At 71.0% G+C, this 24207-nt stretch carries 17 protein-coding genes and 1 pseudogene; 11 read left to right on the top strand and 7 right to left on the bottom strand.

Annotated elements, in window-relative coordinates:
- Positions 1–47 precede the first annotated feature (47 nt).
- Together PZE19_RS26825 and PZE19_RS26820 are read left to right on the top strand one after the other, a co-directional pair.
- Positions 48–575 (top strand): RNA polymerase sigma factor, encoded by a 528-nt coding sequence (locus PZE19_RS26825; RefSeq protein WP_277863672.1) that lies wholly within the window; start codon positions 48–50, stop codon positions 573–575.
- Positions 565–1191, top strand: coding sequence for a hypothetical protein (locus PZE19_RS26820; RefSeq protein ID WP_277863671.1), 627 nt, complete (start codon positions 565–567; stop codon positions 1189–1191). The genes PZE19_RS26825 and PZE19_RS26820 overlap by 11 nt, the downstream gene beginning before the upstream one ends.
- Positions 1192–1259: 68 nt before the next feature.
- Here PZE19_RS26820 and PZE19_RS26815 read toward each other — a convergent pair whose 3' ends face one another.
- Positions 1260–2189, bottom strand: a complete 930-nt coding sequence (locus PZE19_RS26815; RefSeq protein ID WP_277863670.1) for an exosortase-dependent surface protein XDP2 — start codon at positions 2187–2189, stop codon at positions 1260–1262.
- Positions 2190–2591: 402 nt separating this feature from the next.
- On the opposite strand from PZE19_RS26815, the gene PZE19_RS26810 reads away from it, so the two are divergent.
- From PZE19_RS26810 to PZE19_RS26800, 3 genes are read left to right on the top strand one after another with little or no spacing between them, the layout of a single operon-like run.
- Positions 2592–3371, top strand: coding sequence for a lysoplasmalogenase (locus PZE19_RS26810; RefSeq protein WP_277863669.1), 780 nt, complete (start codon positions 2592–2594; stop codon positions 3369–3371).
- A gap of 13 nt (positions 3372–3384) precedes the next feature.
- On the top strand, positions 3385–4131 hold the full coding sequence (gene msrA / locus PZE19_RS26805; RefSeq protein ID WP_277863668.1) for a peptide-methionine (S)-S-oxide reductase MsrA: 747 nt from the start codon (positions 3385–3387) through the stop codon (positions 4129–4131).
- Positions 4132–4139: 8 nt separating this feature from the next.
- Positions 4140–5039, top strand: a complete 900-nt coding sequence (locus PZE19_RS26800) for a hypothetical protein (RefSeq protein WP_277863667.1) — start codon at positions 4140–4142, stop codon at positions 5037–5039.
- Between the two features lie 90 nt (positions 5040–5129).
- Here PZE19_RS26800 and PZE19_RS26795 read toward each other — a convergent pair whose 3' ends face one another.
- Positions 5130–7133 (bottom strand): S53 family peptidase, encoded by a 2004-nt coding sequence (locus tag PZE19_RS26795; protein ID WP_277863666.1) that lies wholly within the window; start codon positions 7131–7133, stop codon positions 5130–5132.
- Between the two features lie 421 nt (positions 7134–7554).
- Positions 7555–9654, bottom strand: a complete 2100-nt coding sequence (locus PZE19_RS26790) for a hypothetical protein (protein WP_277863665.1) — start codon at positions 9652–9654, stop codon at positions 7555–7557.
- A gap of 162 nt (positions 9655–9816) precedes the next feature.
- On the opposite strand from PZE19_RS26790, the gene PZE19_RS26785 reads away from it, so the two are divergent.
- Both PZE19_RS26785 and PZE19_RS26780 read left to right on the top strand, forming a co-directional pair.
- Positions 9817–10617, top strand: a complete 801-nt coding sequence (locus PZE19_RS26785) for a YkgJ family cysteine cluster protein (RefSeq protein WP_277863664.1) — start codon at positions 9817–9819, stop codon at positions 10615–10617.
- Positions 10618–10765: 148 nt separating this feature from the next.
- A complete protein-coding gene (locus PZE19_RS26780) occupies positions 10766–11773 on the top strand; it encodes a Gfo/Idh/MocA family protein (RefSeq protein ID WP_277863663.1) in 1008 nt (335 codons plus the stop codon).
- A gap of 123 nt (positions 11774–11896) precedes the next feature.
- Here the strand turns inward: PZE19_RS26780 and PZE19_RS26775 are convergent, their stop codons facing one another.
- Entirely contained in the window at positions 11897–12634 is a 738-nt protein-coding gene (locus PZE19_RS26775) for a hypothetical protein (RefSeq protein WP_277863662.1), read from the bottom strand.
- A 420-nt stretch (positions 12635–13054) separates the two neighbouring features.
- Between PZE19_RS26775 and PZE19_RS26770 the strand changes: the two genes are divergently transcribed.
- Both PZE19_RS26770 and PZE19_RS33220 read left to right on the top strand, forming a co-directional pair.
- Entirely contained in the window at positions 13055–14590 is a 1536-nt protein-coding gene (locus PZE19_RS26770; RefSeq protein ID WP_277863661.1) for a hypothetical protein, read from the top strand.
- 148 nt (positions 14591–14738) lie between these two features.
- Positions 14739–15707 (top strand): annotated as a pseudogene (locus PZE19_RS33220) (sulfatase-like hydrolase/transferase); the annotation flags it as partial.
- 354 nt (positions 15708–16061) lie between these two features.
- Here PZE19_RS33220 and PZE19_RS26760 read toward each other — a convergent pair.
- On the bottom strand, positions 16062–17480 hold the full coding sequence (locus PZE19_RS26760; RefSeq protein ID WP_277862227.1) for an IS4 family transposase: 1419 nt from the start codon (positions 17478–17480) through the stop codon (positions 16062–16064).
- 238 nt (positions 17481–17718) lie between these two features.
- The gene (locus tag PZE19_RS26755) at positions 17719–19680 is read right to left on the bottom strand and encodes a beta-L-arabinofuranosidase domain-containing protein (protein WP_277863659.1); all 1962 of its coding nucleotides are present in this window, start codon (positions 19678–19680) and stop codon (positions 17719–17721) included.
- Positions 19681–19888: 208 nt separating this feature from the next.
- Here PZE19_RS26755 and PZE19_RS26750 point away from each other — a divergent pair, with 208 nt between their 5' ends.
- Complete coding sequence (locus PZE19_RS26750; protein WP_277863658.1) at positions 19889–21115, top strand: glycoside hydrolase 5 family protein; 1227 nt, start codon at positions 19889–19891, stop codon at positions 21113–21115.
- 78 nt (positions 21116–21193) lie between these two features.
- Here the strand turns inward: PZE19_RS26750 and PZE19_RS26745 are convergent, their stop codons facing one another.
- Positions 21194–22948: a hypothetical protein gene (locus tag PZE19_RS26745; protein ID WP_277863657.1), complete on the bottom strand. Its 1755-nt coding sequence runs from the start codon at positions 22946–22948 to the stop codon at positions 21194–21196.
- 558 nt (positions 22949–23506) lie between these two features.
- Here PZE19_RS26745 and PZE19_RS26740 point away from each other — a divergent pair.
- On the top strand, positions 23507–24148 hold the full coding sequence (locus PZE19_RS26740; protein ID WP_277863656.1) for a PEP-CTERM sorting domain-containing protein: 642 nt from the start codon (positions 23507–23509) through the stop codon (positions 24146–24148).
- The last annotated feature ends 59 nt before the right edge of the window (positions 24149–24207 follow it).

The following is a 24207-nucleotide window of genomic DNA, read 5'->3' as shown; positions in this document are numbered from 1 at the left end:
GTAAGGAACTGCGACCCGGGGCGACCAATACGGGCGGGAGGATCGCCGTGAGTCGCTGTGAAGACCCGGAATCGCGTTTCAAGAGCTGGCTCGACGAGCACGGCGGCGCCGTGTCGAAGGTGGCACGCGCCTATACGTTCACGAACGAGGATCGCCAGGACCTGGTCCAGGAGATCCTGCTCCAGGTCTGGCGGTCCTTGCCGCAGTTCCAGGGCCGCGCCGGCGCAGCGACCTGGATCTATCGCGTCGCGCTGAACACCGCGCTCGCCTGGCGCCGCAGGGAACACCGCCGCCAGGGGCCTCGACGATCGATCGTCGAGATCGAGGACCTATCGGTCGCCGGCCCGGACGGCCCCCAGCAGGCTCTTCAGCGCGAGGTCGTCGAACGGCTCTACGTCGCGATCCGCCGGCTGCCGAAGACCGATGCGGCGCTCGTCCTGCTCTACCTGGACGACCTCGGCTATCGCCAGATCGCCGAGGTGCTGGGGATCTCCGAGAGCAACGTCGGCGTGAAGCTGAACCGTGCGAAAAGAGCCCTGAGCGAACTGATGAAGGAGGATTCCCGTGGACCCTGACGACTTCCAGCAGGCCTGGCGGACGCAGTCGCCGCAAGCCGGGCCGACTTCCGAGGCCGCGCGACGGCTCGAAGACGTGCGTCGCGAGGAGCGGTCCTTCGCCACGATGATCTTCTGGCGGGACCTTCGCGAGGTCGGCGTAAGCCTTCTGATGATCCCCTTGTGGGTCTACCTGGGATCTCGGAACGGTTCGCCCTGGACGTGGTATTTGATGATCCCGGCCCTGGTGTGGGTCGCCGGCTACATGCTGGCGAACCGCCTGCGTCACAAGGCGCGACGGCCCGGGGCGGGCGAGCCGCTTCGCCGGTTCGTGGAATGCTCGCTGGCGGAGGTCGAGCATCAGATCCAGCTGCTCCGCAGCGTGCTGTGGTGGTGTCTGCTGCCCTTCGCCCTCGCCGCGCTGGCCTACTTCGCCCAGATCACCTGGCGGGAACGTTCGGGAGGATGGTTGACGGCCCTGGTCGCGGCGACGGCGACCGCCTTCGTCATCGCCGTCCTCTCCGGCGTCTACTGGCTGAACCTCCACGCCGTCCGCACCGACCTTGAACCGCGACGTCGGGAGCTTGAGACGCTGCTGAGGGGGCTCGAAGACGAAACCTCCGACGTAAGCCGATGAACCGCCGAGCGCGGGCGGGCGACGGCGCCGCAGCCCTCCTGGGACGAGGGCTGCGGCGCGGGGGCGGGTCAGACGTCGTTGCGGCGGCGGCGAAGCGCGGCGATCGCGACGCCGGCGGCGCCGATGCCCGCGAGGGCGAGGCTGGCCGGCTCGGGGACGGCCTGGGCGTGCACGGTGCCGACGAAGCCCAGGAAGTCGGGACCGTCGAAGTGGAGCGACGGGGTGTCGGCCTGGGCGAAGAAGCGGTAGCCGATGACGGCCTGGCCCGCCGTCAGGCCGAAGGCCCCCAGGTCCAGGCCGATGCCCGACACGGCCTGCGCCCCGTCGATCTCCAGCGTGTCGAGCTCGTAGTCGGTCAGGCCCCCGTTGCGGGCGACGCCGTAGTCGGAGCCCGTCCCGGTGCGGAAGTTCAGCAGCACGGCGTCGGTCAGGCTGCCGTCCGTGCGGATGGCCTGCACGCCGAGGATGCTGTTGGCCCCGCGCTCCAGCAGGAACAGCTCCATCGTCGAGGAGTCGCCGTCGGCGAAGACGCCCATCCCGGGGGCGTAGCGCAGGTCGAGCGTCCAGCTCACGTCCGACTCGCCGTCGAGCAGGTAGGCGAGGTTCTTGGGCTCGAACACCTCGGACAGCTTGGCCCCGCCCAGGTTCTCGGACGGGAACGGGGTGGCGGTGTCGCCGCGGTCGGGGTTCTGGGGGTAGAGGTTGCCGTCGCCGAAGTCGCTGGGGACGACGTCGTTCCAGTTGTACGTGCCGCTGCTGTTGACGAGCGTGCCGCTCTTGAACGTGTCGATGTCGGCGGCCGTCAGCGTCGAGGAGGTGCCGACGAAGCCGGTCTCGATGAAGGCGCGGTTCCCGGTCGTCGCGTTGCCCGAGGCCACGGACGTGAAGCCGCTGACGGCGCGGATCGAGTCGCCCCGCGCCGGGGCGGCGACGGCGACGGCGACGGCGGCGAGGGTGAACGCGGAACGTCGGAAGGCGGTGGCGGGCGAGGAAATCAAGGCGGTCTCCATTCGGCTGGGGTGGTCGCTGCGTCGTGAGGAGCAATCTCGTGCGGGGCCCCGCGCCGCAACCATTGCGACGCGGACGGCGGAGGCGTCCGGCGCCCCCGGGTCGTCGACCCACCGGCCGGGGCTCCGGGCCGGGGATGCACCCAAGCTACAGTCGGTCGCCCGCCGGCGTTCTTCGCGCTGCGGAGAAGCGACGAGCGTGGAGGCTCGCGCGCATCACGGCGTCGCCGCGACGAATCCTCGACGACTTTCGAGGACGTCGCGAGGCGGCGGCGATGCGTCGGGCCGACGGTGCCGCCTTGAACGAGCCGACCCGGTGTGCGACTGAAGATGAACCGCGCCGAGGGCCTCGGGCGGAGCGTCCCGCGTCACATTCCCGTCCGGAGCCGTCGGATGACGTTCAGGCGAGGTGGATTGGAGCCGGCGGCGGCCGTCGCGGCTGCAGTCGTCTACGGACTGGGCGCGTCGACGTCGATCGCGGGCTGGAGCCCGCCGCCCTGGGCGTGGGTCGCCGTGAAGATGGTCCCCGCCCTGGCCCTGGCGGCCTACACGGCGAGGCGGCTGGGGGAGTCGGGCCGGCCGGTCGCGGTGGGTCTGGCCTGGCATGGGCTCGGGGACGGCCTCCTGGAACTCGGCCCCGCCCTCTTCCTCGCCGGCCTGGGGGCGTTCCTGGTCGGGCATCTCTTCTACGCGGAAGCCTTCGCCCGGCGGTTGGGCCGGCTCCGCGAGACGCCGGCATGGCGGAAATTGGCCGCGGTCGGGACGATCGGCGCGTCGGTCGGCGTCCTGGTCGCGATCCGTCCCGCCCTGTCGGGCCCGCCGGCCGTCGCGGTCCCGATCTACGCCGTCACGCTCGCGGCCACGACCGTGCTGGCGCTCCTCGGCCGCTGGCGGCGCCCCTGGGTGGTCCTGGGCACCCTGCTCTTCCTGGCCTCCGACGCCTGCCTCGGCCTGCGTCTCTTCGGCCCGAGCACCCTCCACGGGGCCGGCCTCGCCGTCTGGCCGACGTACGCCGCGGCGCAATTCCTGATCGCCACGGGCTATGTCGCGGAGGTCCGCGACGAGCGGTGGATCGGTCGCCGCGGAGATCGGGGCTGGAATCCGCCGCGATCTCGGCGACAATGCTCCTGGACGCGCGTTCGTCGTCGCGGGCCGGATCGAACGTCTTCATGAGGAGCGCAGACGGATGAGCACGCTTCATCGGGCTTGGGTCTTCGGCCTGGCGTTCGGCCTGGCGCTCGTCGCGGGGGTCGCGCGGGGGCAGGACGGCAAGGCGGCGGAAGGATCGAAAGACGCGCCCAAGGCCGAGGGCAAGGACGATCCCGCTTCGAAGAAGGACGACGCCGGGAAGGCCCGGCCGGCCCGGCCGAAGCTGGAGGAGGCGACCTTCGGCGGCGGCTGCTTCTGGTGCACCGAGGCGGTCTTCGAGCGGATCCCGGGCGTGAAGTCGGTCGTCTCGGGCTACTCGGGCGGGAACGTGCCGAACCCGACGTACGAGATGGTCTCCACCGGCCTGACCGGCCACGCCGAGGTGATCGAGATCGCCTTCGACCCGAGCGTCATCTCGTTCGACCACCTTCTCGACTATTTCTGGATGGCCCACGACCCGACCACGATCGATTCCCAGGGGCCCGACCACGGAACCCAGTATCGCTCGATCATCCTCTATCACAACGAGGAGCAGAAGGAGATCGCGGCGAAGACCATCAAGGACCTGAACGCCAAGCGCGGGCGGAAGTCGCCGATCGTCACCCAGGTCGTCCCGTTCGAGGCCTTCTACCCCGCCGAGGACTACCACCAGGACTTCGCCCGCAACAACCCCTACCACGGCTACGTCGAGACCTACATCACGCCCAAGATGTACAAGCTCCGTTCCAAGCTGAAGGCGGAGGCGCAGTCGAAGAAGGCGGAGGCCGAGCCGAAGCCGAAGTGACGTCCGGCATGGGCGACGAAACAGGCCGGATCGGCCAGGAGTTCACCTTCCGGGGCAGCCCGGTCGGCTGCTTCATCGGCGAGCGCGCCCCGCTCTCTCCGGGGCTTCGCCGCTACGAGCCTTACCGCTGCCGCGGGCACTACGACATGCACCACGCCCTCCGCGAGGGGGGCTCGCCGCGATGCCGGTACGTCCGGGACGGCGAGCGTGTGGAGTTCACCGTTCGTGCCTGTCCGGAGCACGGCGTCCTGGATCTCGCGGATTTCGCCTACTTCCCGCCCGGACACCCCGGCGACCCGGCTTCCTGGAAACATCGGATGCCGCGTCCGCTCGCATCGCGGAAGGCCGGGAAAGAAGCCCATCGTAGGTATCGGCCCGAGGACGGCGGCGCCCACGATCCCGCCGGCCCCATGGACGTCGCCCTTGCCGGCTTGCGGATCGACCCCGATGCCGAAGGCCCCGACCTGTTCGCCGTCATGATCTTCGACCCGGGAGGCGAGGACCGCCCGGTTCTGGTCGATGGACGTATGGCCTTCGTGGCCGACCCTTCCCGCGTCGGTCGCGTGCTGGAACGGACGACGCCCGAGATCCGCTCCGTCGCGACGGCCCCGGAGCGCATCGCCGTCGTCTGCGACCTCGCGGCGGCGCTCTATCGCGTCCAGAGCGAGGATCGTGACGACGGCTCCCTGATCGTCGATGCCGTGAACGTCCTGCTCGATCTCGTCCGTGGCGCGGGCGCGGAGCCGCCGGCGGAACTCGGCCGCATGCTCTGGCTGTTCGCAGGCCACCTCGCGGACTGCGACGAGTTTCGGACCTGGTTCGACGATCACCGAATCCCCCGGCGCGACGTCCTGGACGCCCTCGTCTGGTGCGTCGGCAAGGTCGGGACGCTCATGCGAGTCTTCTAGAGGACGATCGCGGAAGAGGCCTCCCGACGCCTTCCCCGCGAGGGGGGAAGGCCGCCGTCAGGGTCGCAGCCGGCTCATGGAAACGGCCTCTCAATTCGGCGACGGCACGGGGGGGACGAACCGGCGGCGGTCGTCGTCGCGCCGGGCCCGATTCCGGATGCTCTGATGCCAGAGGAAGGCGGCCGATCCGAGCGTGATCGTCATGCCGGGGGCGCCGCCGCCCTCTTCCTCGTCTTCGGTCGCGCGGACGATCCCCGGCTCGGCGGCGGCCGGCCGCGCGATCCGGACCTCGGCGAGGGCCTCGTCCCACGCCTCCATCTCGTCGGCGGGGTCGGCCGCGGGCGCGGCGTCCTTGGGGTCGCGGTCGGGGACGGCGTCGGTCGGCTCCGGCGCCTCGTCCTGCGCCGGGGGGGCCTGGGCTTCGGGCTCCTCGGCCGCCTGCGGCGGGGTCGGCGTCGATTCGGTCGCCGGGGGTGCGGGCGGCGTTTCGAGCTCGGAATCGTCGGAGGCGGCGGTCCAGGGGGCGGTCGCCGAGAGCGACTGGTTGGGCAAGGCGGCGGGCGTCGCGGCGGCCGCGAGGATCGTCGTCACGCCCGCGCCGGCCGCGGTCGTCGCCGCCGGCGGGGCGATGGTCGCGGTCGTGCTCGTGGCGGTCGTGCCGATCGTCGTGGCGATCGCGACGGCCGTGGCGGTGGGGTCGGCGGTCGTCGCGGCGGTCGCCGTGGACGAGTCGTCGATGTCGTGGGCGCGAGCCCGGGCGCGGGGGCGGACGACCCGGACCGGGGCCGCGGGCGTCGTGGTCACGGTGGTCGCCTTGGCGGTGTAGCCGGCCGCGGCCGAGATGATGACGGAGGCGTTCGGCGAGCCCAGGCCCGTGACGACGTCGTATCCGCTCGTCGCAGCGCCGGCGAAGTTGCTCCCCGACGTGACGTCGTGGAAGGCCGCCGCGTAGCTCGACGACCGCGAGGTCGACGTGCCGTACAGGCTGTAGAGCAGCGTCAGCGTCTGGCTGGACCCGAGCGCGGCCTTGCCGGCCGCCGCGCGGGCCTGGTCGGCGTCGGCGATCAGGCCCGCCCAGACCGGGGCCCCGGCGCTGGTGCCGCCGAGCTGGAACCACCCGGACCGGCCCAGGCCGCTCGCCGTGGAGTAGACCGCCAGGCCGGTGCTCGGGTTGGCGTCCGACGCCACGTCGGGGACCACCCGGCCGCTGGCCGCCCGCGTCCCGAGGGCGCTCGCCTGGTAGGTCGGCAGCGACTCGACGCGGCTCACGCCGCCGGTGCTGCCGCTGTAACCGGTCCAGAGCGACCCCGACGCGCTCCAGCCCGACTCCGAGCCCGACGTCGACAGCGTCGTGCCGCCGACGCTCAAAACGTAGGGCGAGCTGGCCGGCCACGACACGCCCGAGGCCCCGCCGTCGTCGCCCGAGGCCGCCACGAACGTGACGTTGGAGTTGGCGAAGTACGACGCCGTGTCGTACGCGGTCTGGCCCGTCCACTCGCCCCCGCCCCAGCTCATCGAGACCACGTTGGCCAGCTTCGACGCCGTCTGCACGGCCGTCATCAGGTCCGAGGCGCTCGCCGAGGCGGCCTCGACCAGGACGATCCGGGCCCCCGGCGCGGCCGCGTGGGCCCACTCGACGTCCATGGCCGTCTCCAGCGACCAGCCGGCGTCGGCCTTCGGCAGGTTCGTCGTCTGGCCGTACTGGTTCACGACCGTCAGCGAGGCGGCGGCCAGGCCGTAATAGCTGCTGAAGGCCGCCAGGTCGGCCTGGATCGTCGGGTTGTCGTAGGCCCCCACGATCGCGATCGTCGTCCCCAGCCCGGCCGTCGACGACCCGCTGAAGCCGTAGGCGCTCAGCAAGGCCGAAGGCGAGAGCGCCGACGCGGCCGGCGTCGGGTTGGTGACCGCGGGGCCCATCGTCGTCGCGCTCGAATCGGTCGACGTGCTCAGCGTCGAGAGGTAGGCGGCGAGGCTCGGCAGGATCGTGGTCGTCGAGAGCACCGTGCGGGTTTCGAGCGATTCCAGGCGGACCTGAAGCCCTCGGGAATCGCGGCGGGGACGGCGCGCGAGGGACCGGCGGCGCAGCATGTTCATCGGTGTCGACCTCGGTTGTGTATCGATGATGTCGAACGCGGTCGGATGCAGATGCGCAAGCGCGGGGCGGATCAAGTCGGCGAGACGCCGGCGCAAAGGGGCCGCCGGAAGACCCCGCCGAAATCGCGGCGGAGGCCGACCGGGCGCGTCGCCCCTCGTCAGCTTCATGAAGCCATCTAAAGGAGAGATCGTTCGGAGCCGCCTCCGACCGACGCGTTTTTCCGCAAATTTCCTGTAACAGATTGTTAAGCGGCCGTATCTGCATCCACACTCGGCGGATGCGGCCGTTCAGCCTTCACGCCACGCGAGAACACGCGTCGCAAGGGCCGGATGAATTTGTGGAAGTCCAGAAGCCGCGGCGGGACTCACCCGCGTCCCGTACCGTGCTTGCGCACATCCTCCAAACCGAAAGCCTAGGTCATCATGGGGCCGCTCGCATGAACGCGACGCCGAGGCCGCCGAGCGAGACGATGACGCCGTCGGGATGGGCCGGGTCGGGGGCGAGGGCCGAGACGGCATGTTTCCCGATCCCGGGGACGGCGTCGAACGATCCGACGGATTTCGCGCCGGGGACGGCAAGGCGGAGCCCGTCCTCGCCGCCGAGCCACACGCGGCCGAGGCCGTCGCGACACAGGGTCGTCGCGGGCTTCGGCGGATCGGGGATATCGATCCTGGCGAGCGCCCCGGCGGTGGGGTCGTAGGTTCGCAGGCCCGCGTCCGTCGACAGCAGGACCGAGGCGTCGGTCCAGGGGGCCGCGGCCCGCACTCGCGGCGACGTCTCGCCTTCCTGCGGCTCGACCTCGAACAGCCACGAGCCCCGGGCCGACCTGCCGGGTTCGAGCCGCCACAGGCCCGCGACCCCTTCTCCCTCGACGATGTCGAGTAGGAGCCAGGGGGGGCCTTTCGCCCCGAACGGAGAGAGCCGGTACGGGTCCCGGAACGGTCCGCTCGGGGCGACGCGGCGCCATCGGCCGTCCTCGAATCGTCGAAGCCAGTCGCCGCTGTTCCACAGGCTTCCATCGGCCGTGAGGAAGGTCGACGACGCTCGCAGGCTCGACGTCTCCCGCCCGAGTCGGACGGATTTACCCCCCTCCCGCCGGCAGGTCTCGACCGTCCCGGGATAGACGCCGCTGTCGCTCACGGTGAAGGTCGCGCCGTGGGGATCGACGAGGACCCGGGTGCTGCCCCAGACCTTGAAGTCGCGCTCGAACTGTGGGGCGTCGCTGGCAGGGTCGACCTCGAACGGAGGTGCCAGTTCGATGGTTTCCCAGCCGTTCGCCCTGAACCTCCAGACCGGGAATTCGTCACCCTCGATGAAGAGCGTCCCTTCGTTCGCGTCCTCGATCCTCGCGATGCTCGATGCGCCCAGCCGACCAGGGACGACGTTCGGAGTCGCCTTCGCGCCCTTCAGAACGATGAGACCCTCGCCCGCCGTGGCGACGACGCAAGGTTCGAAGTCGCGGGCCGGCGGCAGAAGGGCGCGAACGGCCGGGTACGACCCCATGGCATCGGGCCGGCCCCACTCGTAGCGGATCGTGAGCCCGTCGCCCAGCCTCCAGCCCTTCAATCCCCGGTCGACCTGGAGGACGTCGCTGTACGAGACGACGAGGAGGCCGTCGTCCTGCTCGACCATGTGCGTGATCGGCATCGTCGGCCTGTCCAGGGGGGGAGGCGCATTCGGGTCGTCGTGCTGGTCGTACCGGTACAACATCCGGGCCGTCAGCCCGTCCACCCGGATGATCTTGCTGTCGCTGAGCCCCATGTGCGACGTACCGCCGAACGCCCAGACCTGACCGTCGCGCAGCTCGATGAAACCGTAAACGCCCGGCCAGGAGGGCTTTTCGAAGCGGCCGCGACGGTCGGGAGGCTCCGGCGGCGGGGGGACCTCCGAGACGGTCCCGCCCCGCAGGTCGACGCGCGCGACCCGGCCGCCCCACTCGCCCTTGTCGCCGCCGACCCAGAGGAGCCCCTCTCGGTCGACCAGGCCGGTGGTCGCGGTGTCTTTCGTCTCGATCGATCTGCCCGCAGCCAGGTCGTGGACCGTCCCCCAGGCGACGGCGACGATCCCCCCCTTGCCATCCCCGGCCGCCGGGCTCCAGCCGATCCAGGACGGCTCCTTGGGCAGCCGGGCGACCTCTGTAATCACGAGCGACTTCGGGTCGACGCGGCACACGCGGCCGTCGGCGAAGCCGGCGAGCACCGAGTTTCCCTGGCCGCGGCCCAGGCAGGCGATCGATCCGGCGTCGGACTCGTAGCGCTCGTCCGCCAGCCGCAGGCCCGGCCCCTCGAACCGCAGGAGCCCGCCCGCGGCCGTCGCGGCGATTATGGAGTCGCCCACGCGGACGGCGTCTCGCAGCTCGTTGACCGGCCGGTGGAGCACGACCTCGACGGCCCGACCGCTCGACAGCTTCGCATCGATGCGGAGCGGCGAGGCGGGCTGACCGCTCGCGGCCGTCGGCGCGAGCCCGACGAGGATCGTCGCGGAGAGGAGTCGCAGGGCCGGGCAGGCTGGGCGTGTCATGGGCGAGGCTCGCTGGGAAATCGAGGGCTCCGAATCCGGTCGACCCACGATCCGAGACGCCGGGGGGCTTGATGGTATTCGGCCGGCGGCGGAAGATCGATCGACGACGGCCCGGGATCGCCTGGCCGTTCCCCCTTCTCCAGCTCGGGTTCGGAGGCTCGCATGGCCGATCGACGTGCGGCGACGGCGGCGGTGGAGGTCGTGCTGGACGCGGGGGCGTGGGAGCTTCGCGGCGAGATCGGCGTGCCCACCGGGCCGACGACGCTGACCGACCTGCTCCCTGCGGCGCGGGCGGTCGCCGACGCGGTGGTGGGCGAGACCTCGGCGGCCGTCGAGGGGCTGGGCGCGTGCGTGTCGTGCGGGCCCGGCTGCGGGGCCTGCTGCCGGATGCTGGTGAACGTCTCCGAGGTCGAGGCCCGCCGCCTCCGCGCGGTCGTCCTGGCGATGCCCGAGCCCCGCCGCGCCGAGGTGCTCGCGCGCTTCGCCGCGGCCCTGAGGCGCCTCGACTCCGCGGGGCTCCTGCCCGCCCTCCGCCGCGCCGGCGGGCTCACGCCCGACCAGATCGACGCACTGACGGGCGAATACTTCCGGCTCAAGATCCCCTGCCCGTTCCTCGAAGCCGAGTCGTGCTCGATCTACGACGAGCGGCCGGTGACATGCCGCGAATACCTCGTCACGTCCGACCCGAAGCACTGCGCGGGGGGCTCGGCGGCGGACGTCGTCCGCCTGCAACTCCCCTTGAAGACTTTCAACGCCCTGGCCCGCTGGGACGTCGCGCCGGCCGCCCATTTCCTCGAACGGTTCGTGCCTCTGATCCTCGCCCTCGAATGGGGCGAGGCGCATCCCCGCGACCCGCACCCCCGGCCGGGCGTCGAGCTTTTCAAGGAATTCGTCGGCCTCTTGAGGGAGCAGATCGAGCCGGCGGCCGCGGGCGACGAGGGGCCGTCGACGGCCGGGGCCTGACGGCGGGCCGCGTCGGCGGCCGGCCCGCCCACGCCCCCGCTTGGATCGCCGGGCCCGGGCTGGTATCCTGGTGCGATCTGCGGGGCGCGACGCCGGCCCGGGGCGGCGACATCGAAGTCATCTTTCAAGAACATCGAAGGACGTTTTTATGATTCGGGTCGGGATCGTCGGTCTGGGCTTCATGGGACGCATGCACTACCGCTGCTGGAAGGCGCAGCCGGGGGCGACGATCACGGCCCTCTGCGAGGCCAACCCCAAGGTCCTGGCCGACGCCGGCGGCGCCCCCAAGGGGAACGTCCAGGGGGCGGCCGACCACATCGACCTGACGGGCGTCGCGACGTTCACCGACTTCGACGCCATGCTCGCCTCGGGCCAGGTCGACGCGATCTCGATCACCCTGCCGACGTTCGTCCACCCCGACGCGACCGTCAAGGCGCTCGAGGCGGGCGTGCACGTCCTCTGCGAGAAGCCGATGGCCCTGGATCCGGCCGCGTGCGACCGCATGATCGCCGCCGCCGAGGCGTCCGGCAAGGTCTTGCAGATCGGCCACTGCATCCGCTTCTGGCCCGAGTACGTGGTCGCCCGCGACCTGATCCGCTCGGGCGAGTACGGCAAGCCGATCGCCGCGACCTTCCGGCGGTTCTCGACCGCCCCCAACTGGAGCCCCGACAACTGGTTCGCCGACGAGTCGCGGTCGGGCGGCCAGCCCCTGGACCTGCACATCCACGACACCGACTACGTCCACCACGCCTTCGGCCTGCCCGCCGCCGTGTCGAGCATCGCCGACCCGCCGCTGGCGTACATCTCCAGCCAGTACTTCTACCCCGGCGGCCCGGCCGTCGTCGCCGAGAGCACCTGGCGGATGGCCCCGACCTTCGGCTTCGAGATGAGCTTCAACGTCGTCCTCGAACGGGCCACGATCGTCTTCGACTGCACACGCACGCCGGCCTTCCGCGTCTGCCCCGCCGAGGGCGAGGCCTTCACCCCCGAACTCCCCCCCGGCGACGGCTACACCCGCGAGATCGACCACTTCGCCCGCGTCGTCGCCGGCGAGACCCTCGACCCCGTCGTCACCCCCTTCCAGTCCCGCGAGACCGTCCGCCTCGTCCTGGCCGAGAAGCAGTCGGCCCGCGAAGGCCGGCGGGTCGAACTCTGAGGACGCGGATCCTCTCCCCATCGCGATCGGGCCGCCGCCCGTCCGAGACCCGACGTCGCGTAGCCGGCGACGCGGGCCCAGGACGGGCGGAAATCGGGGCGTCGAGCCCGGAGCGATCTCGGGTCAAGACCGCGATTCGGGCCTGCGCCGGCGACGGAGGGCGAGGCCGCCGGCCGCGGCGACGGCGAGAGTCGCCTGGACCAGGGCGGCGGGTTCGGGGACTGCGGCGGCGGTGACCGTCGAAGTCCAGGCGGTGTACACACCGTCCGGGAAGGTCGGATAGTCCGCGGGCTGATCGTAGAGGACCCCCCCCGCCCCCCCCAGGGAGAAGGCGCGGTCCCTTTCCTGGACGACGTCGATGCCCTCGACGTACCACCTCTGGAACGACAGGCCGTTGAGCCCCTGGTTCGACGACATCCAGGCGAAGAACGGGTTGAAGGCGTCCTGGATCGAGAGTACCGAGAGCCAGTACGTCGAGCCGCCGGAAAGATCGACGGGGCCCGTCAGGTCGGCGTGGAAGTCGTAGACGTTGACCGTCGATCCCGCGAAGGCCAGGGTCCCGGCGAGGGTCGTGGTCACGCTCGCGGCCGAGAGCGTCTGCTCGGAGATCGCACCGCCCGGCGCGCCGCCGCCGTCCCCGTAGAAGCCCACCTGCCATTGCGACGTGTCGGGGCCGACCGGGTTCGCGCCGGTGTTCTGGGAATCGTAGTAGAAGCCCTGCCAGTTCACGCTGGTGACCGCCGCGTCGCTCCCGAGCCGGAAGTCGTCGTACGTCTGATAGCCGATCCAGCCGCCCATGCAGGACGGGGCCGCGCAGAGGCCCACGAGGAGGGCGGCGATCGACTTGAGCTTGGTCGTCATGATGGTGTTCGTCCTGTGGTTCGGTCGGGGACGGATGGGCGACGCGTAAAAGTACGGGATCGTATACGATCGACCTTCGCTCGATCCGGAAGACCCTTGGCGGGTCGGTCGCCGTTGCGGACGCTCGTCCGCGAAGGAGTGGGCCGAAGCGATTGAAAACAGTTTTGAAAGATGTTCTGTAAAGTGCAAGGATCAGGCCGATGAAATTCAAAGATTTTGGACGACCTCGACGGCCTATGCGAAAAGCGTGATGTGAGCAAACAAACGGAAAATCCGACGGGGGAACGTGGCGGCCGTCCGGCGCGGGGGGAGCGCCCCGCGACGTCGTCCTCTCAAGGAGCGGGCGCCCCCTTGATTCTCGCGAAGGCTTGCCGCACCCTCGTGCCCAATGGTGTTCACGAACTCGAAAGGGGGCGCGCGATGATGCGGGTGGCGACGCGACGGCTCGCGGTGGCGGTTCTGGTGATGGGGGCCTCGCCGTGGGCCTGGGCCGCGGGGCCGGTCTTCAAGGCGGGGTTCGCCGAGCGCGACGTCTCGCCGGCGATCGGGGCGGAGCAGCCCGGCGGCTACGGCAAGGCGCACCACGCGAAATTCCACGACCCCTGCAAGGTCCGCGCGGCGGTGTTCGACGACGGGACGAACCGTGCGGCGGTCGTTGGGCTGGACGCCCTGTTCATCCGCGGCGCGACGGTCCGCGAGGTCCGCGCCGCGATCGAGGCGAAGACTGGGATCCCCGCGGGCTCGATCCTGATCGCCGCCTCGCACACGCACAGCGGCGGGCCGACGGGCCTGTTCCTCCCCGGCGAGTTCGCCGACGCCTCGCCGCTGGTCAAGGGCCTGGTCGAGAAGGAGACCGTGATCGCCGACGCCGCGTACCTGGAGAAGGTCAAGGCCGGCATCGTCGAGGCGGTCGTCGAGGCCGACGCGAGGCGCGTCCCGGCGCGGGCGGGGGCGGGCTTCGGCCTGGCCGAGGGGGTGGCGTTCAACCGCCGCTTCAAGATGAAGCAGGGGCATGCGATGACCCACCCCGGCGTCGGCAACCCCGACATCGTGGAGCCCGCGGGCCCGGTCGACCCCCAGGTCGGCGTGCTCGGGGCCTGGGACGAGAAGGGGAAGCTCCTGGGCTGCGTCGTCAACTTCGCCTGCCACGCCACGACCGGCCCCGAGGGGATCTCGGCCGATTACGTCCACTACGTCGAGAAGGCCGTCCGCGGCCTGATGGGCGACGACGTGACGGTCGTCTTCGTCCCCGGCTTCTCGGGCGACGTGACCCAGGTCGACAACCGCATGCCCTACCTCGCCAAGCAGTTCGGCGAGGGCTCGGCGCGGCTCGTCGGCGGCACGGTCGGCGCCGAGGCGTGCAAGGCGCTCCTGGCGATGGAGCGGCGGGCCGGCGCGCTCGTCCCGGTGGCGGTCGCGAGCCGGTCGCTCCGCCTCAAGCGCCGCAAGCCCTCGGCGGAGCACCTTGCGGCGGCCCTCGCGCTGGTGCAGAAGCCCGACAAGACGGGCGTCGACGGCACGGAGTGGACGTTCGCGAAGGAGACCGTGGTCCTCGACGCCCGGATCGCCCGGGAGCCCGAGATCGACGCCGAGGTGCAGGCCGTTCAGGTCGGCCCGGCCGTCTTCCTCTCCTCGCCGGCCGAGTACTTCTGCCAGTACGGGCTCGACCTGAAGGCGGGCTCCCAATTCCCGTTCACGTTCCCGGTCGCGCTGGCCAACGACGCCGTCGGCTACGTCCCGCACGAGAGCGCGCTCGACCCCGACACCGGCGGCGGGTACGAGACCCGCCTGACCAGCTACAGCAACCTGGAGCCGGCCGCCGGCCGCAAGATCGCCGACGCCCTGCTCGAACTCTCCGCCGGCCTCAAGCCCGGCCCCGCCCCGCGCGGCACCCCGCTCCCCCCCTTCCAGGGCAAGCCGTGGGGCTACGGCGACCGTCGTCCCCAGCTCGACTGATCGAAAAAGCCGTCCAGGAAGCGGGGCTCGTCATGGGTCGATCGAAGGTCGAGATCCTGGTCCCGGCCTGCGTCGCCGAGGGCGAGGCGCGGCCGGCGATGGGCGCGTTCGCCCTCCCGACCGACCCCCCACGACCGGAGAACGCTCGATGATGCGACGATGGCTCCTGTCGGCCCTCGCGGCGCTCGTCGTCTCGACTGCCGCACACGGCGGGGACGCGAAGCCGGATCGCCCCAACGTCGTGGTCTTCTTCACCGACGACCAGGGTTACGGCGACCTCGGCTGCCAAGGTTCGAAGGACCTGCAGACTCCCAACATCGACCGGCTGGCCGCGGAGGGCGTGCGGTTCACGACCTGGTATTCCGCGGCCCCCGTCTGCTCGCCGTCGCGCGCGGCGATGCTGACGGGCCGGTCGCCTCAGGGCGCGGGCGTGCCCGGCAACGTGTCGTCTTATCCGGGCCAGCCCGGGATGCCTCCCGAGCAACTCACCATCGCCGAAAGGCTCAGGCCGCTGGGCTATGCGACGGCGGCCGTCGGCAAGTGGCACCTGGGCTCGGCCCCGGGATCCAGCCCCAACGAGCAGGGGTTCGACCGCTTCTTCGGCTTCTACGCCGGCTGCGTCGACAACTTCAGCCACACCTTCTACTGGGAAGCCCCCCACGTCCACGACCTGCGCCGGGACGATCAGGAGGTCCACGAGGACGGCACGTACCTGACCGACATCGTCACCCGCGAGGCCCTCCGGTTCGTCGACGAGAATCGCGCCCGGCCGTTCTTCCTCTACGTCGCCTACAACCTGCCGCACTACCCGCTGCAGGCCCCCCAGCGATTGGTGAAGAAGTTCGCATCGCTCCCCCCCTCGCGCGGCCGGTACGCGGCGACGCTGGCGGCCGTCGACGAGAGCGTCGGCGACGTGCTGGCGCGACTGGATCGGCACAAGATCGCCGATCGTACGCTCGTCGTCTTCCTGAGCGACCACGGCGCGACGGCCGAGGCCCGCGGCGACGGCCCCATCGGCGACAACGGGCCGTTCCGCGGCCGCAAGTTCAGCCTCTTCGACGGCGGCCTGCGCGTCCCTTGCATCGTCCGCCGCCCCGGCGTCGTCCCCGCCGGCCAGGTGCGGAATCAGGTCGCGTGCACGTACGACCTCGCCCCGACCATCCTCGCCGCCGCCGGCGGTCCGGCCGAGCCGGGGGCCTTCGAAGGCGAGGATCTCGCCGACGTGCTGGCCCGCGACGCCCCCTCGCCCCACGAATCCCTGAGCTGGACTTCGGCCGGCCAGGACGCCGTCCGCGAGGGCCGCTGGAAGCTCGTCCGCAACGGCCGCGACGACCAGAACCGGCCCCTCACGGGTCCCGACGCCCTCTTCCTCGCCGACCTGGAGGCCGACCCGGGCGAGACCCGGAACATGGCCGCAGAGCATCCCGACGTCGTCGAGCGGCTGTCGAAGGTCCACGCCGACGAATGGCACTTAGATTTTGCTAGCTCGTTTGAGGATCTGGAGCTTGATCTCCTTCCGCGGTCGCTTCAGCTCTTCATACCCCCTCGGCCCCTTCTTGGTCATGCGGGGCTCGAACCGGTCGGGTCGGTCGCCGACCCGGTGCACGGCGATGGCCCGCAGCAATCGCTCGTAGAGCGCCGCAAGCCGGCCCGCGCCGCGGCCGGCCGGGTCGGCGAGCTGCGGCCGGAACGCCTCCAGCACCTGCAGCGACGCCTTGAAGCTGATCGAACGCGGCGCCACCCCCACGCCGGCCGCCGCCTGGGCCATGACCGTGCGGATCAGGTTGTACGCCAGGACGTGGGCCCAGATCTCCTTGCGAACAAGTTCCGGGGTCTTGCAGCGCAACCTGTCCATCTGGAGCGTGATCTTGATCGACCTCAGGTCGAGCTCGTTATTCCACCGGGCCCGGTACAGCCCGGCCAGTTCCTCCCGGCTCGCCTGCGCCGGGTCCAGCAATGTCGTCACCACCACGATCGACCGCGTCCGGAACCCCGGCTGAACGACGCGGAAGCGGGTCTCGCGCACGGTGATCGAGCCGGGCAGCTCGTTGTAGGTCTTCCGGTCCACCGAGCGGATCGAGGTCGGCTTCTTCCAGACGACTAGGTGGTCGTCCTTGCCCAGGCGGGCCCCCTTGCGGAAGTCGGCCCGGCGATGAGCCGAGAGGCGGCTGACGGTGTCCACCCCGCGTTCCTTCAGCAAGTGCATGCCGACCCAGCCCGACATCAGGCGGTCGCCCAGCAGCACGTCGCCGGGGCGGAGCACGTCCCACAGGCGCCGCAGCAGGCTGACCTCGCCCTGGCCCTTGCCGGCATAGCGGCAGACGCCCAGGTCGAGGATCGCGCCGCAGGACAGCGAGATGATCGCCCCGATGCGAGCCGGGGCGAAGCTCGTCCCGGGGACCTGGTTGTAGGCCAGAGGGTACTCGCGGCGGTTCTCCGCCGTGTCGGGCATGGAGACCGTCGAGCCGTCGAAGAGGCAGACGCGGCGGCCCTTCCAGAGCCACCGCCGATCGACCCGGGCGTCCAGCGACTGCCCTACCCGGCGGGCCACGGCGGAGAAGAAGCCCTCGGGCAGTCGCTTCCTCGCCTGGCAGTACGCCCCGGTCTCGGAGCTGCAGGGCGGCAACCCCCGCGCGGCGCGATCGGCGACCAGCCGCGCGACGGCGGCGCGGCAGGAGTGGTCGGCGTTGAGGGCCTGGCCGAGGAAGACCCAGAGCGTCACCAGCGGGGTGTAGATCCGGTCCTTCCAAGTCGCCTTGATCTCGCGGAGGGCCTCTTGGAGGCAGTCGGCGGTGAGGACGTCGGTGAACGGGAGGCCGCCCTCCTGGAGGAACTGGCGGCGAAGGGCGTCGACCTGATGGCGGAGGTGACCGTTGGAGGGTAGTCGCATCGCTCGGCCCCGGAATGGTGGAGGATGAATCCCTTACCCATCGGAGCCGGATCGCCGGCAGATTCCCATCCTGCTCTCGGCGTAAAGCTTACGGAAATCTACGTGCCATTCGTCCACGCCGACTGGGCGAAGTCCGTCTCGTCCCCTCCCATTCGGCCGTGAGCCAGGGCATCCCGACGCGTCGCCTCACGAGGAAGGCGACGCGTCGGCGGCGGGCTCGCCCCGAAACCGCGCCCGATCACTCCTGCGGCGGGCCCGTGCGGAACGTGTGCTCGCGAGAGAAGGGGGTCGCCGAGGCGTGCTCGACGCGGAGCCACGAGCGGTAGCGGGAGCCGTCGGCGCCGGCGGAGGCGAAGTCGCAGAGCTTCACGGTCTTGCCGTCCGCGGTCTTCGCCTCGACGAGGACGATGGGCGGCTGCGGGCCCTTCGCGTCGGTCGTCGGCAGGATGCGGAGCGAGCGCGCGTCGATGGGCTCGGGGTCGTCGGGGCCGTTGTCGTCCCGGCTGGCGTCGTAGGCCAGCAGGGTCGGGCCGACGAACAGCGAGGCGCGGCCGGCGTACCCCTTCTCGCCGACCCAGACGCGCGGGCCCATGTCCAGGTCCAGCTCGATCAGGTCGCCGTTCTTCCATTCGCGATCGATCGTCTGGTAGGTCGCCGGCCTGACGTCGGCGACCGCCGTGCCGGCGACCGTCAGTTTCGTGGCCGTCGACCACTGGGGGATGCGCAGGCCGAGCGCGAACTTCGTCGGCTGGTCGACGGCGACCTTGATGCGGACGCGACCCGAGCGCGGATAGTCGGTCTCGGTGTCGAAGCCGACCGACGCGCCGCCGCCGAGCCGGCCGGCGAGCTTGCCGGCCCCGTACCAGTTGAGGACGAGGCCTCCCGAGGCCGCGTCGCTCAGCAACGCCCACTGCGAGACCAGGCCGATGCCGCGCGCGGCGTTGACGGAGCAGCAATTCAGCTCGGGCGAGCCGGGCCGGGCCTGGAAGACGATCTCGTGGAAGTTCGCCTGGCGGACGCCGTCCATGGGCGTGTTGTACGTGCTCCAGCGTCCCGACGGCGAGAACATACCGAGCGCCGAGTTCATCGTCGACAGCTCCAACTCGTCGGCGACGACCGGGTCGCCCGACTGCTTGAGCATGTCGACCGAGAGCGCGAGCCAGGCGATCGTGCAGCAGGTCTCGATGGCGCCCGGGTGGTAGGGGTCGCCCTGCGCCTGCTCCCCGGAGGAGAAGCCGCCGTTGTTGTGGCGGTCGAGCTTGGCGATGCTCCACCACAGGTTGGCGTACGCCTTGCGACGCTCCGCGTCGTTCTCGACCCGGCCGATCGCGGCCAGGGCCTGCATCGGGTGGAGGCTCTCCCAGCGGGGCTTGGGCGTCTGGAAGAACTCGTCGCCGGCCAGGCCGCGGCGGAGGTAGTCGCCGGCCAGCGGCTTGCCGTCGGGGCCGGCCGCGGCGAACTCGTCGACGATCTGCTTCGCCAGGTCCAGGTACTTCGGCTGGCGGGTCTTCTCGTACAGCAGGACGAGCGCGTGCGCCGGGGCGAGGTTCATCTCGGTCGAGCCGGTGTCGACCAGCCGGGGCTTCTTGTCGCCCAGGAACTTGGCGCAGAACAGGTCGGCGATCTTCACGGCGGCGGCCAGGGACTCGGGAGAGCCGACGGCCTCGTCCCAGGTCATCAGGCCGAGCATCATGTGATAATGTCCCCAGGCGTCCCACGACCCGCCGGGCTTCCCCTGGATGTTGGGGGCCGTACCCGTCAGCCGATGCTCCTTGGAGAAGGGCCCGAAGTAGCCGTCGACGTCCTGCAGCGGCAGGAGCGCGCGGACGTAGCCGTCGAGCGAACGCTTCAACTCGGGGTCGCGGGTCGCCTGGTACACCTGCGCCGCACCCGTGAGGAACTTGCCGGCGAACTCGCCCGACCAGGGGAGCAGGTCGCGGGTCGGCGGCCGGTCGCGGTCGGCGAACATCGCCAGGATGGCGGGATTCGCCTTCGGGCCCGGGAGCAGCCAGTTGGCCGTGACCGCGTCCAGGTACGCCCGCAAGGGCCCCGAGGGCTCCGCCCGCAGGCCGGCGGGGCGTCGCAGGGGCCGGTCGGGAGGCGTCTCCGGCGGCGCGGCGGCGGCGATCGGCAAGAGGCTGGCGGTCAGGACGGCCAGGGCCGCGATCCCCAGCGGCTTCGTCGTCGGCGTCGACTTCATGACGTCGTCTCCCAGGTGTTCGATCTCGGGGGCGTTATGGAACAGAATAGACCCGATTTCCGGGCCCTCCGCCAGCCTCCGCCGACCGGCGGCCCCTCGACGCCGGCGTACCCCTTCGTTACCGTCGAGGTGGCCTGCTACCGGACCTCCCACGCCCTCCGCAGCCGCGACGAACCCGAATCGCGCGGCGGCGAACAAGGATCGAATCATGTGGAAATCCGCCCTCGCGACGATGGCCGTCGCCTGGTGTCTCGCGGCGCAAGCGGGGCCGCCCCGGCCCGTCGCAGGCTTCGTCTTCGTCCGCGGCCCGCAGCTGATGTTGAACGGCCGCGAGTACCGCGCCGTGGGCGTCAACGTGCCACACCTGAGCCAGATCTACCTGGGGACCTGGTTCCACCTCGGGCAGCTCTATGGCACCCCCGAGGCGGCGAAGGCGGCCGCCGTGGCGGCCGTGGAGGACGCCTCGCGGGGCGGCCTGGCGTTCATCCGGTTCTTCGCCGGGCCGGGCTATCCGATCGAGGCCGACCGGCTCTACGCCCGCGATCCCGACGCCTACTGGCGGGGGATGGACGAGCTGTTCGCCCTCTGCCGACGCTCGGGCGTCCGCCTCGTCCCCTCGTTGAACGTCACCACCTGGAACGCCCACTGCGGCGAGCCCCGGGGCGCGATCCTCGACCCGGCGTCGAAGACCGCGCAGGCGAACCGACGCTACGTCCAGGCGTTCGTCACTCGCTACAAGGACGACCCCACCGTCCTCATGTGGGAGCTGGAGAACGAGGTGATGCTCGCCGCCGACGTCGACGCCCAGGGCTCGCCGCTCCTCCCCCGGGGCGTCTATCCCGAAGGCGCGACGGTCCGCGAAACGGGCGAGCGCGAGGACTCGCTGACCTGGGCGATGACGCAGCGGCTCTATCGCGAGCAGGCCGCGTTCATCAAGTCGCTCGACCCGAATCACCCGGTGACCAGCGGCGACGCCGGCGTGCGTCCCGAGGCGACCAGCCGCCGCGAGACCTTCCCCGAGTTCCGCTTCCGCGACGACGCCTGGCGCGAGCACCTGGCGAACGAACTGGCCGCCCAGCCCGAGCCGCTCGACGTCTTCAGCCTGCACCACTACGGCCCGGCCGACCCCGGCCCCAGGGGCTCCGGCCTCGACGCGCTCGAACGCGCCCGCCTCACCGCCCGGGCCGTCAAGGCCGCGCGAGTCCCCCTGTTCATCGGCGAACTCGGCCAGGACGTCCCGTCGTTCAAGTCCGACCCCGAGGCGAAGTGGGCCCGGGCCTACCTCGACATGGCCGACGAGGAGGGGATCTCCCTGATCGCCTTGTGGGTGTGGCGATTCCCCTGGCAGCCCGAACTGACGTTCGACGGCCGCTCGCATCCCCTGCTGGTCGAACGGGCCGCCGCGTTCAACCGTCGGTACGCGGGGATCGAGTGAAGCCGCACCCGGGAGCGACGGTCCCGGCCGCGGCGGTGGTAAGACCCGCGACGGCCGGGACCCTCCCGAGGACCCCCGTCAGGGTTGGGGCTTCGGCTGCATGCTCTGGAAGACCGGCAGCATGCCCTTCTCGAAGACGGGCACCACCGGGCTGGGGAGCGAGATCCGGAACTCGTGGCCGGTCGGCTCCTTGAGGGTCCACGAGAAGCCGAAGAAGGCCGGCTCCGGGGGGACGCCGGCGAGCTCTTTCAGCTCGGGCTTGTTCAACGACGCGGCCAGTTGCGACGCGACCATGCGGACGAAGCCCTGGGCGTTGAGGATCATCAGGAAGTTCGCCCGATCCGCCAGGGCCGACCGCACCGCCTGGAAGGCCGGGACGGCGCCGACGGTCGACTCCGCTTTCAGGTGGCGGTCGATCTGGGCCCTGGCCTGGTCCCACGTCGGCGTCGTCACCTGGATCACGCGCTTGCCGTCGGTGCCGATCCAGTAGCTCAGGGAATCGCCGCTGAACATCGTCTTGATGCCGGCGGCACCGCCGCCGTTGCCCGCGGCAAACTTCGCCAGCTTCTCCTGGTCGAATACGGCGACGACGTGGGTGAAGCTGATCCCCTGGTGATTCTGGGCGTCCGGCTCGACCTTGACCTCCTTGTAGAAGTTGAGCGGGCCGTCCGCCTCCTTCATCGCGGAGAGCATCGCCTGGACCGCCGCGATGTACGCCTTGGGGTCGGCCGCGTTGATCACGTTGAAGGCGCGCATGCCGCCCTCGAACGAGGCCGTCCCGAGCGTCTCGATCTGCCCCAGCCCGTGGAACTGCTCCATGGCGCGGGCCATGGCGGGGCCGAGCTTGCCGCTCGGGTCGACCATGCGGAGGCTCAGGTTCTGCAACTTCTCGATGCTTGAGGCCGGCATGTTCATGTACACGTAGAACGCCGCGTCCGAGGCGAGCCCGCCCAGCTCGGCCGCCCCGCCCTGGTCGACGGCGACCGGCTTCGCGGCGTCGGCGCCCGGCTTCAGGTCGAGGCGGCCGGCGACGTCGAGGCCGGCGGCGGCGAAGTCGAGGCCCAGGGTGAGCGTCTCGGCGCCGTCGAGCGCGTCGAAGAACGCGCCGTACATGTCCTTCACGGCGTCCATGTTCGCCCCGTTCGGCATCCTCTGGGCGCCCTGGTCGAGGGCCGCCATGAACGCCTGGCGGGCCTGGGCGATCTGGTCGGCGTACCGCTTCGCGAGCCGCGCGACGTTGACGAAGACGCCGAGATCCCCCGTCAGGAGCGGCCGGGCCGCGGCGGGCGTCAGGATCGCGCCGAGCGACGTCTCGCCCGGCTTCGCGATCGCGGCGATCAGGTCGCGATCGGGCCCGAACGCCGCGAACCCCGCGCCCTTGACGGCGTACCACGAGCCATCGCCGTGGGGGGCTTCGAACGCGTCGAAGCCTCCGTCCTGGGGCTTGAGGGCCAGCTCCTTGCCGGCGGCGACCTTCGCGAGGACCCCTCGATAGTCGTCGGTCAGCATCAGGACCGCGAACGGCATGACCCCGCCGGGGGCCGGCGGGACGGCCCGCACCACGCCCACCCACGGCGTCTTGACGGCGTCGTCTCCGTACTGCCCCCGGGCCTGGTCGAGGAGCTGCGCGAGGGCGGGGGCCGCCGTCTCGGCCGCTCGCGGGCTCATGGCCTTGATCATGTCGGTCAGGTCGCCGGAGGTCGACTCGACCCCCCGACTCCTCACGACCAAATCGACGTCTCCGGGGACGGCCTTGAGCCAGGAGGCCGCGGTCTCGGCGGGGGCCTGCCCCAACGTCGCGAACAGAAGCCAGGTCGATATCTGCGCCAGCATCGTCAACTCTCCCCATGTGGGGAGGGGCGGCGGCCGATCTCATCTCGGACGTCTCACGGGCACGAGCCGTCGTCCCCCCGCAGGCCGTCACTCTATCGGCGGCCATTCATGGTTGCAAGCGAGCCCCGGGGTCGCCGCGGGCGTGACGCCTTGTTTCGGATTTTCGACCGGCCGTCGGTCGATCGAGGTCGCGGCCCCACGTCCGACGCCCGGACGCCGCCGCGGAGGCACGCATCCGCCGCTCTTCGATCACATCGCGCCGGTTCGTTGCATCGGGGGCTTCGCCGAGCTTTACTTGTCTCGGGACCACTCCAAATAATCCCCTCGTGAGTGCATGAGAAGGCCCCGGCGGGCTCGGGATCGGCCGGGCGTCGGGACGGCCCCCCTGGTTGCACGAGGGGGCTTCCCCCGGGCGCGATCCGTCTGGGAAGGGAACGGCGTCGTGGGCGACGTCGCGGCGGCGATCCGCGCCTATTCGAGACCGACGGCGAGTGCCGGCGGTCCGCCCACGCCCCTATTCATGGAATGAAAAGATCGTAATATGAAAGCCTAAAAAGTATGATTGCAAAATGGTTCCTCGCCCTGGGTCTGGTCCTGGCCGTCGCGGGCTCCGACGTCCGGGGCGGCAACGTGACGATCGCCGACCTGTACAACACCGGTGTGAACTCCTCGCACGGCCTCCTGGCCGACGGCGCTTCGGACCTGCATTACACGGTCGCCTACGAGGCGGGCGCCGCCACGGCCCCCGTCGTGGGGCGGCTCGCGGGGAGCTGGGTGGCCAACACCTCGACGGCCCAGTGGATCGTCCCCACGGGCGGCCAGCCCAACGGGACCTACACCTACGCCACCACGTTCACGGTGGGCGGCGGCGCCGACCTGGCCTCCGCCGTGATCGGCGGCCGGCTGACCTCGGACGACATGATCCAGGACGTCTTCCTCAACGGCCAGTCCCTGGGGATCACCACGACCGACGAGTCTTACGGGTCGTGGTTCAACTTCTCGGCCGCCAGCAACTTCCAGATCGGCGTGAACAACCTGGTCTTCGTGACGAAGAACACGCACGGAGCCCCCACGGGCCTCATCGTCGAGATGACCGGCTCGTACAACGCCGCCGTCCCCGAGCCGTCGTCGATGGCCCTCCTGGGCCTCGGCTCGGTCGGCCTGCTGGCCGGCCGTCGGTTCCGCCGCCGCCCCGCCTGACGCTTCCCGGCGTCGAGGCTCCCGGAATCCCGCGGCCCTGGGGCCCGCGTCCGTCTCCC

Source organism: Paludisphaera mucosa, assembly GCF_029589435.1.
GTDB lineage: Bacteria > Planctomycetota > Planctomycetia > Isosphaerales > Isosphaeraceae > Paludisphaera > Paludisphaera mucosa.
The sequence above is the reverse complement of the archived record's forward strand: the minus strand, read 5'-3'. Positions and strand labels throughout refer to the sequence as shown.

Excerpts from the sequence above, each read along its gene's own strand:
- PZE19_RS26810 (WP_277863669.1), top strand. The coding sequence starts at position 2,592 with ATGACGTTCAGGCGAGGTGGATTGGAGCCGGCGGCGGCCGTCGCGGCT.
- msrA (WP_277863668.1), top strand. The coding sequence starts at position 3,385 with ATGAGCACGCTTCATCGGGCTTGGGTCTTCGGCCTGGCGTTCGGCCTG.
- PZE19_RS26800 (WP_277863667.1), top strand. The coding sequence starts at position 4,140 with ATGGGCGACGAAACAGGCCGGATCGGCCAGGAGTTCACCTTCCGGGGC.
- PZE19_RS26795 (WP_277863666.1), bottom strand. The coding sequence starts at position 7,133 with ATGAACATGCTGCGCCGCCGGTCCCTCGCGCGCCGTCCCCGCCGCGAT.
- PZE19_RS26790 (WP_277863665.1), bottom strand. The coding sequence starts at position 9,654 with ATGACACGCCCAGCCTGCCCGGCCCTGCGACTCCTCTCCGCGACGATC.
- PZE19_RS26785 (WP_277863664.1), top strand. The coding sequence starts at position 9,817 with ATGGCCGATCGACGTGCGGCGACGGCGGCGGTGGAGGTCGTGCTGGAC.
- PZE19_RS26780 (WP_277863663.1), top strand. The coding sequence starts at position 10,766 with ATGATTCGGGTCGGGATCGTCGGTCTGGGCTTCATGGGACGCATGCAC.
- PZE19_RS26775 (WP_277863662.1), bottom strand. The coding sequence starts at position 12,634 with ATGACGACCAAGCTCAAGTCGATCGCCGCCCTCCTCGTGGGCCTCTGC.
- PZE19_RS26770 (WP_277863661.1), top strand. The coding sequence starts at position 13,055 with ATGATGCGGGTGGCGACGCGACGGCTCGCGGTGGCGGTTCTGGTGATG.
- PZE19_RS26760 (WP_277862227.1), bottom strand. The coding sequence starts at position 17,480 with ATGCGACTACCCTCCAACGGTCACCTCCGCCATCAGGTCGACGCCCTT.
- PZE19_RS26755 (WP_277863659.1), bottom strand. The coding sequence starts at position 19,680 with ATGAAGTCGACGCCGACGACGAAGCCGCTGGGGATCGCGGCCCTGGCC.
- PZE19_RS26750 (WP_277863658.1), top strand. The coding sequence starts at position 19,889 with ATGTGGAAATCCGCCCTCGCGACGATGGCCGTCGCCTGGTGTCTCGCG.
- PZE19_RS26745 (WP_277863657.1), bottom strand. The coding sequence starts at position 22,948 with ATGCTGGCGCAGATATCGACCTGGCTTCTGTTCGCGACGTTGGGGCAG.
- PZE19_RS26740 (WP_277863656.1), top strand. The coding sequence starts at position 23,507 with ATGATTGCAAAATGGTTCCTCGCCCTGGGTCTGGTCCTGGCCGTCGCG.